The organism is Streptomyces sp. MnatMP-M17, assembly GCF_900091995.1.
In the GTDB taxonomy this organism is placed as follows: Bacteria; Actinomycetota; Actinomycetes; order Streptomycetales; family Streptomycetaceae; genus Streptomyces.
Genome location: NZ_FMDK01000334.1, coordinates 1 through 5691, shown reverse-complemented (window position 1 = coordinate 5691; position 5691 = coordinate 1). Strand labels below are relative to the sequence as shown.

General features: G+C 71.8%; 3 protein-coding genes, 1 pseudogene and 1 riboswitch. Of the genes and pseudogenes, 2 read left to right on the top strand and 2 right to left on the bottom strand.

The genetic code is table 11. The annotated features are described in order from the left end of the window. The coding region (locus GA0115259_RS15570; protein WP_093596697.1) for an MFS transporter at positions 1–1106 on the top strand (1106 nt) is incomplete at its 5' end. A gap of 5 nt (positions 1107–1111) precedes the next feature. Here GA0115259_RS15570 and metE read toward each other — a convergent pair. Then, a pseudogene (metE, locus tag GA0115259_RS15565) lies at positions 1112–3476 on the bottom strand (5-methyltetrahydropteroyltriglutamate--homocysteine S-methyltransferase). Positions 3477–3639: 163 nt separating this feature from the next. After that, positions 3640–3900: riboswitch (cobalamin riboswitch) on the bottom strand. A gap of 103 nt (positions 3901–4003) precedes the next feature. Here metE and GA0115259_RS15560 point away from each other — a divergent pair. Further along, a complete protein-coding gene (locus GA0115259_RS15560) occupies positions 4004–5098 on the top strand; it encodes an enoyl-CoA hydratase/isomerase family protein (protein WP_093596691.1) in 1095 nt (364 codons plus the stop codon). A gap of 22 nt (positions 5099–5120) precedes the next feature. On the opposite strand, the gene GA0115259_RS15555 is transcribed toward GA0115259_RS15560, so the two are convergent. Beyond that, on the bottom strand, positions 5121–5691 hold a 571-nt coding region (locus GA0115259_RS15555), incomplete at its 5' end, for a TVP38/TMEM64 family protein (RefSeq protein ID WP_107469193.1).

Genomic DNA, 5691 nt, shown 5'->3' with positions numbered 1-5691 from the left:
CCGCCCGGCTGCCGCGGCACCGGGTGATGGTCGCGGCCAACGCCCTCAACTGCGTCTCACAGGCGTGCTTCGCGGTGCTCGTTCTCGCGGGCGAGCCACGGCTGTGGCAGATGATGGTGCTGGCCGCTCTCGGCGGTACCGGTCACGCCTTCTTCAGTCCCGCGTCCGAGGGCATGCTGCTGTCCAGTGTCGACGGCGCGCACGCGGGCCGCGCCTTCGCCCTCTACCGGATGGCGATGCACGGCGCGGGAATGGGCGGCGCGGCCCTGGGCGGCGCGCTGATCGCGGCGTTCGGGCCAGGCTGGGTCCTCGCCATCGACGCCGCCGCCTTCCTGCTGGCGGGAGCGCTACGCGCCTTCCTCGACGTCAGTCGTGTCCCGGTCCGTGCGCCCGGTGGCGGGATGCTGGCCGATCTGCGCGACGGCTGGCGGGAGTTCATAGGCAGGTCCTGGCTGTGGAGCATCGTCGTACAGTTCGCCGTGGTCAACGCGGTCGTCGTGGCGGCCGAGGCGGTGTACGGGCCGCTGGTCGCCCGGGACGAGCTGGGCGGGCCCGGTCCCTGGGGCCTCGCGCTGGCGGCCTTCGGCGCGGGCACCGTCGGCGGCGCGCTGCTGATGATGCGCTGGCGACCGCGCAGACTGCTGCTCGCGGGCACGCTCTGCATCTTCCCGCTCGCCCTCCCCTCGGCCGGGCTCGCGGTACCGCTGTCCGCCGCCGGACTGGCGGCGGTGATGTTCCTGACGGGCATCTCCGTGGAGGTCTTCGGCGTGTCATGGATGACGGCCCTGCACCAGGAGATTCCGGAGGAGAAGCTCTCCCGAGTCTCGGCGTACGACTGGCTGGGCTCGGTCGGCATGGTCCCGCTGGCCACGGCGCTCGCGGGACCGGCGGAGAGCGCCTTCGGGCGGAGCGCGGCGCTCTGGGGCTGCTCGGCGCTGATCGTCCTGCTGACGGCGGCGGTGCTGACCGTGCCCGATGTACGCCGGCTGACCCGCCGCACGGAGAAGGTCGCCGCCGATTCGTCCTCGGCCGCCGGACGGACCGAACCCGCCCGCCCGGCGACCGAGGACACCACGTCGCCCTCGGCCGCGCCTCGGGCTCCCTGACTGTCCTACGAGAGACGGCTCCGTGTCGTCCGTGCAGCCGCCACCAGGTTCTCCAGGGACGTACGGACCTCGGACCAGCCGCGTGTCTTCAGACCGCAGTCGGGATTGACCCAGAGCCGCCGCGCCGGGATCGCCTCAAGTGCCGTGCCCAGCAAGGCGGTCATCTCCTCGGCCGAGGGCACGCGCGGTGAGTGGATGTCGTACACACCAAGGGCCCACCTCGCGCGGATAGCCCGCCGCGGCCAGCTCGTCGGCGACCCGCATATGGGAGCGCGCGGCCTCCAGGCTGATCACATCGGCGTCCAGGTCGTCGATGGCGCGGATGATGTCGCCGAACTCCGCGTAGCACATATGCGTATGGATCTGGGTGTCGGGACGGACGCCCGCCGTCGTCAGCCGGAACGCCTCCGTCGCCCAGTCCAGATACGCCGACCGGTCCGCCGCGCGCAGCGGCAGCGTCTCCCGCAGCCCCGGTTCGTCCACCTGGATGACGGCCGTACCGGCCGCCTCCAGATCCGCGACCTCGTCCCGCAGCGCGAGCGCCACCTGCCGGGCGGTCTCGCCGAGCGGCTGGTCGTCCCGGACGAACGACCAGGCCAGCATGGTGACCGGGCCCGTCAGCATGCCCTTGACGGGCCGGTCCGTCAGCGACTGCGCGTACGACGTGGTGGCGACGGTCATCGGCGCGGGCCGCGAGATGTCGCCCGCCAGGATCGGCGGACGGACATAGCGGGTGCCGTACGACTGGACCCAGCCGTGCCGTGTGGCGAGATATCCGGTCAGCCGCTCGGCGAAGTACTGCACCATGTCGTTGCGTTCGGGCTCGCCGTGCACCAGGACATCGATGCCCGCCTTCTCCTGGAAGGAGACGACCTCACGGATCTCGGCCGCGATGCGCTCCTCGTATCCGGTCCCGTCCAGCCGCCCGGCCCGCAGTTCGGCGCGCGCCGTACGCAACTCGTCCGTCTGCGGGAACGATCCGATGGTGGTCGTCGGCAGCGGAGGCAGCCCGAGGCGCGCGTGCTGTGCGGCGGTGCGCTCCGCGTACGGCTGGTCCCGGTGGGCGTCCGCGTCCGTCACCGCCGCCGCGCGGACCCGTACCGCCGGATCGCGGGTGATCGCCGAGGCGGCACGGGAGGCAAGATCGGCGCGGTTGGCGGCGAGCCGGGCCGCGACGGTGTCGGTGCCTTGCGCCAGGCCCCGGCCGAGAGTGACGACCTCCTCGGTCTTCTGGCGCGCGAAGGCCAGCCACCGGGTGAGCTGCGGATCGAGCTCCCGCTCGGCGGCGCTGTCCAGCGGGACATGGAGCAGTGAGCAGGATGTCGACACATCGACCTGCTCGGCCAGACCGAGCAGGGTGGCGAGCGTGGTCAGCGAGGCCGCGAGATCGTTGATCCACACATTGCGGCCGTCCACCACCCCGGCGACCAGCCGCTTGCCGGGCAGTCCGCCGATCGCCGCGAGATCGGTGAGATTGGCGGCGGCAGGGCCGGTGAAGTCCAGCGCGAGCCCTTCGACCGGTGCCTTCGCCAGTACGGGCAGGGCCTCGCCGAGCCGGTCGAAGTAGGACGCCACCAGAAGCTGAGGCCGGTCGGTGAGCGTGCCGAGTTCACGGTAGGCGCGCGCGAGCGCGGTCAGCTCGGCGGGCGTACGGTCCTGGACGAGCGCGGGCTCGTCGAGCTGCACCCATTGCGCACCGGCCGCGCGCAGGTCGGCCAGCACCTCCGCGTACACCGGCAGCAGCCGGTCGAGCAGGGTGAGCGGCTCGAAACCGTCGGCCACGCCCGGCGCGGGCTTGGCGAGCAGCAGATAGGTGAGCGGGCCGACCAGCACCGGCCGGGCGGCGGTGTGGCCGAGCGCGACGGCCTCACGCAGCTCGGTGACCTGCTTGGCCGAGTGCGCGGAGAAGACGGTGTCCGGGTCCAACTCCGGGACGAGGTAGTGGTAGTTGGTGTCGAACCACTTGGTCATCTCCAGCGGCGCCACATCGTGGGCGCCGCGCGCCATGGTGAAGTAGCCGTCGAGCGCGTCGGCCTCGACGGCGGCCCGGTGTCGGGCCGGGACCGCGCCGACCATCACACTGGTGTCGAGCACATGGTCGTAGTACGAGAAGTCGCCCGTGGGCACTTCGTGGAGACCGGAGTCGGCCAGTCGGCGCCAGTTGTCGCGGCGCAGTCCTGCGGCCGTCTCCCGCAGCGTGTCCGCGGTGATCCGGCCCTTCCAGTACCCTTCGACGGCCTTCTTCAGTTCGCGGTCCGCGCCCTGGCGCGGGTAGCCGAGAACAGTGGCCCTCGGCGTCTGCGTCGACCTCGAACCCGACGTCGGACTCGGATGTGACCGGGCTGCCGCGGCTGCGGACTTGGGTGTCACGGGACTCTCCTTCGCGAGTCGTGCGGGAACGATCCCGGCGGAACTCGTAGGAGGCGAAGGAACGGAAGCCGGGACGGTGCCGCGCTCCACGCAGCCACGTGTCGCGCACGCCCGTCCGTATCCGCCGACCCGCCCACGAGGTCACCGAGATCTCCGTGTGCGGTGCTCGCACACGGGCAGTGGCAGGTCTTCGGACTTGTGGGCACACCTCGTGGCCGTGGCCGTGAACCATTGGCCGTACGTATGACGTACGTACCGGTACGAGGCTCCTACTGACCGTCGCTTCCCGGACGCGGTGCGTCCAGTGCGTATGACGGCGGTCGTTCCCACTCACCGCTGCGGGGCAGTCCCGGACTTCCACCGGGTTCCCTCTTACGACGCGGCTGCCTGGCGGACAGCGCGAACCGACTGCGTGTCCAGCCTAGAGGCTCGCATGACGCGGCGGCCAGCCCGGTCCGGGGAACGGACCTGACGACCTTGGACGTACTTTCCTTGGACGGCTTCGGGCGTGCCGGATACTGGGCGGCATGGTCCACGACGACGAACCGGTACTGCTCGGCCGGGCCGGCCGCACCGCCCACATCACGCTCAACCGCCCTCGCGCGCTCAACGCCCTCACCCACCCGATGGTCCTGCGGATCTCCGAGGCCCTCGCGCAGTGGGAGGACGACGAGAGCGTCACGGCGGTGCTCATCTCGGGCGCCGGCGAGCGCGGACTGTGCGCCGGCGGCGACATCCGCGCGATCCATGAGGACGCACGCGCCGGAGGCTCCGCCTCGCCCGCCTTCTGGCGCGACGAGTACCGGCTCAACGCCCGTATCGCCCGCTCCACCAAGCCCTATGTCGCGCTGATGGACGGCATCGTGATGGGCGGCGGAGTCGGTGTCTCGGCGCACGGCAGTCTGCGGATCGTCACCGAACGGTCGGCGGTCGCCATGCCCGAGACCGGAATCGGTCTGATCCCCGACGTCGGCGGCACCTATCTGCTCTCCCGCGCGCCGGGCGAGCTGGGGACGCATCTCGCCCTGACCGGCAGGGCGGTGGGCGCGGCGGACGCCCTGCTGTGCGGGCTCGCGGACCACTTCGTACCTTCGGAGCGGCTGGCCGCTCTGCGTACCGCGCTGGCCGGGCCCGGGATACGCGCGGCGGCGGATGTCATCGGGACGGTACGCGCGTACGGGACCGAGTACGGCACTGAGCACGGAACGGCTGTGCCCGAGGGCCAACTCGCCGCGGACCGCGAGTGGATCGACACCTGTTACGCGGCCGACTCGGTGGAGGAGATCATCGAGCGGCTGCTCGGCAGCGGCCGGCCCGCGGCGAAGGAGGCCGCGGAAACGATCCTGACCCGGTCGCCCACCGCGCTCAAGGCGACACTCGAAGCGATGCGCCGGGCCCGTCGGCTGCCGACGCTGGAGCGGGTGCTCGACCAGGAGTACCGCGCCTCGTGCGCCGCGCTGGCCAGCCACGATCTGCTGGAGGGCATCCGCGCGCAGGTCATCGACAAGGACCGCAGACCGCGGTGGTCACCGAGGGAACTGGCAGACGTCACCGAGGCCGATGTGACGCGGTTCTTCGCGGCGCCGCCGGGCGGCGACCTCGGGCTTGCCGCTGTGAGCTGACAGCAGGGCTTCAGTGCACCGGTCAGCGGCGGAGGTGGTGGCGCTTGCGCCAGGCGACCACCGCCGCGACCAGACCGGAGATCACGATGAAGCCCATGGCGATCAGGAACACCGGTGATGTCGGCGAGGCGGCCCGGCTGCCCGCGACCACATACGCCGCGTTGTTGGGGATAGAGCCGATGAATGTCGCCAGCAGGAACGGCGTCCACCGCATCCGGGAGACGGCCGCGCAGTAGTTGCTCGGCGCGAACGGCACCCCGGGAAAGAGCCGGATCGCCAGCATCGACCGGAAGGCGTGGGAGCTGAGCTGACGGTCGACCGCCTTCAGCCAGCGGCCCCGCAGCAGCGGGCGCAGCGCCTCCTGCCCGAGGAAGCGGCCGAGCCCGAAGGAGAGCGCGGCGCTCAGCACCGTCCCGACGAGCGCGGCGGCCAGCCCGAGATAGGAGCCGAGGAGCGCGCCGGAGGCGATGTTGAGCAGCGGGCGCGGTACGAACGCCGTCGCGAGCAGCCCGTACGCCACGGTGAACAGCACCACGGCGATACCGCCGCTGACATGCGGCGGCCAGCCGTCGGCGAGCAGCTTCTGCGGCTCG